The 2,745-nt window shown below is 58.0% G+C and carries 3 protein-coding genes; 1 reads left to right on the top strand and 2 read right to left on the bottom strand.

Translation table 11 applies throughout. The annotated features are described in order from the left end of the window. Positions 1–175 precede the first annotated feature (175 nt). Positions 176–1,057, top strand: a complete 882-nt coding sequence (locus tag IIC71_15145) for an IS5 family transposase (protein MCH7670515.1) — start codon at positions 176–178, stop codon at positions 1,055–1,057. A 382-nt stretch (positions 1,058–1,439) separates the two neighbouring features. Here the strand turns inward: IIC71_15145 and IIC71_15150 are convergent, their stop codons facing one another. After that, on the bottom strand, positions 1,440–2,183 hold the full coding sequence (locus IIC71_15150; protein ID MCH7670516.1) for an ABC transporter ATP-binding protein: 744 nt from the start codon (positions 2,181–2,183) through the stop codon (positions 1,440–1,442). Beyond that, on the bottom strand, positions 2,180–2,701 hold the full coding sequence (locus IIC71_15155; protein MCH7670517.1) for a hypothetical protein: 522 nt from the start codon (positions 2,699–2,701) through the stop codon (positions 2,180–2,182). Before IIC71_15155 ends, IIC71_15150 begins: the two co-directional genes overlap by 4 nt. Between the last annotated feature and the right edge of the window lie 44 nt (positions 2,702–2,745).

Below are 2,745 nucleotides of genomic sequence, written 5' to 3' on the forward strand. Positions count from 1 at the left end.
TTGCGGTCCGGTCGAGCAGTGGTCGATCTCACCGCGAACGGCGCTGATGTATCCGCCCCACCCAGAGAGATCGACCTGTACCAATCACCGGAACCAAACGACGTGCCCTTGTAGGTCGGCGACTTAGAGCGCGCGCAATTAGGTGAAATCCACCAGTCGTTGTTGGTTCCCGGGGATGATCCCGGGTGTAACACACAACAACGATCTGGTGGAGGTACTTATCCTGCTCGCTTTGAGTCCGAAAGTGGTGGATGTCATCTGGGCGGCGGTCGCCCCGCTCATCCCGAAACGGCCCGTAGCGGATCATCCGTTGGGGTGTCACCGGCCCAGGCTCTCTGACCGTCTGTGTTTCGAGGCGATCCTGTTCCGGCTCGTGACGGGGTGTTCCTGGGATGTCGCGGGCCGACTGGGGAAGGGCTCTGAGACAACGCTGCGGAATCGCCGCGACGAGTGGGTCACAGCTGGTGTCTTCGACCGGCTTGTCGAAGAAGCACTTGCTGGGTATGACAAGATCATCGGCCTCGACCTGACGGAGGTTTCGATCGACGGGTCCCAGCATAAGGCACCGTTTGGTGGGGAAGGAACCGGCCGGAACCCCACCGACCGGGGGAAACAAGGCTGGAAATGGTCCATCTGCACCGACCGGGACGGCATCCCAATCGGATGGGCGATTGCGGGGGCGAACCGCCACGACATGGTCCTACTCGGACCCACCCTCGACGCCGTTGCAAACCGTGGACTCGCTATGGACATCGAGACGCTGCACCTCGACCGAGGCTACGACAACCAGCTGGCACGGGTCACCGTCGCCGACGCTGGCATCGACGACCTGATCTGTGCACGTAAACGCAAACGAGGTACCGCGGCGAAACCGAAACCCGTGCCTCTCGGGATGCGGTGGCCCGTTGAGCGCACCAACTCGTGGCTCTCGAACTACGGGCAGCTCCGCAGAAACACCGACCGGCGCATCATCCACCGCCTCGCAGCCATGGCCCTCGCCATCGCCCTCATCCTCACCATCAAACTCGTCAAATGGGCGGACAAGTGGAACCAATGACCCGCCTATTTGCGCGCGCTCTTATTGGGACATTTGCCAGCTTCACACCTGCAGTATCCCTTACCAGGAGGGCATTTCCGTGGACATCACACCCTCAACCACCCAACCCACGTGAAGAATCGGGGCTAGTTACCTGACCGCCGATCCCGCACTTTCGTAAGCCGCAGTAAAGCTCGGTCACCCGGGAGAATCGGAACGACCGCAGGAGCCGAATTCCATCAGCTGTTAGATCCGCTCGCATCGCTGAACGACAAAGGCGCTCCGGACAGCTGCGACCGGTCAAGCGAGGGAAACCTCCAGTCAGCGGCCGCGCCATCAAAATGAAGCGGCAAGGAGATTTGCGATGGTGCCTCGACTCGGTCGATCAGCGCTGACCGATCGGTCACTTTGACTTTCCCAAGGCATCGAATTTATAGGCCTCCACGACCTCATCAGCGACACCGAGCATTTTGATTCTGCCGTTTTCTATCCATGCGGCACGGTCGCAGAACGAAGCGACGTTGGGTAGGGCGTGCGACACGAAGACAATCGTCCCGGCGCGTGTGAGAAGTTCCTTCATCGAGGCCAGGGACTTCTCGCGGAAGGCCTCGTCGCCCACGGCGAGAACCTCATCAAGCAAGATAATGTTTGGGTCGAGCGCCATGCCGACCGAGAAAGCCAGACGGGAAAACATCCCTGAGGAGTACGTCTTTACGGGTCGGTCGATTGCATGCTCGAGCTCGGCATACTCAACAATGCTGTCGAACCGCTCGTCGATCTCACGTTTGCGCAGCCCGGCGGCCAAACCGCCTAGGTAGATATTGCGACGCCCCGAGAGCTGGAGATTGAAACCCACCCCGAGCGACAACAGCGTCGAAGTCTTGCCATATGTTCTGATTGTTCCTTCATCGGGCTTCAGCGTCTTCGCAAGGACCCTGAGCAACGTTGACTTGCCGGCACCGTTGCGGCCGATCACACCAAACGCCTCACCCTTCTTGACAGTGAGGTCAAGGTTGTCGACAGCGACAATTTCGTCGATCTTGCGGTGGTTACGAGATCCAATGGCGCGGCGGAGGGTCGGCTTCCTATCGACAAACGGTCGAAATCGAACGGTGATGCCCTCAGCGACTATCGCGTCGACGCTCATAGGTACCTCGTCATCTTTGCCTCGTACCGGACGAATGACAACAACCCCACAAACAACAATCCGAACGACCAAGCGGCCGCTTGATACCAATAACGAATCTCAATCGGAGTGCCGATGAGCGCTCCCCGGTAGATCATCAAGATCGGAAATAGCGGGTTCGCCGCGAATATCGCAGCCTGCGTTCCATCAAGCTTCGCAATGAACTCAGCCGTAAGGATAATCGGGGAGATATAGAGCCAGAGTCTTGTGATATAGGGAACCAGATTGTTGAGGTCACGAAAGGGGACGGCGAGACGAGCAACAATCGCAGATAAACCGAGGTTGAACACGGTGTGGAGCAAGATGATGGGGATCAGTATCCACACGGACCGCCCGGGCCAAATACCCGATGCGAAGCCAACGATCACCATGAAGGCACCAATCGAAACTAAAAATCCAACGAAGGCCTCAATAAGGGACGAAATCGGCATGACAAGTCGAGGGAAATTCACATTGGCAAGCAATTTACTGTTCGACACGATCGAGTTGACACCTCCGGTCAAGGCTGTCTGGGTGAAGTAGA

Source organism: Acidobacteriota bacterium (assembly GCA_022562055.1).
Taxonomy (GTDB): Bacteria; Actinomycetota; Acidimicrobiia; order Spongiisociales; family UBA5794; genus BMS3BBIN02.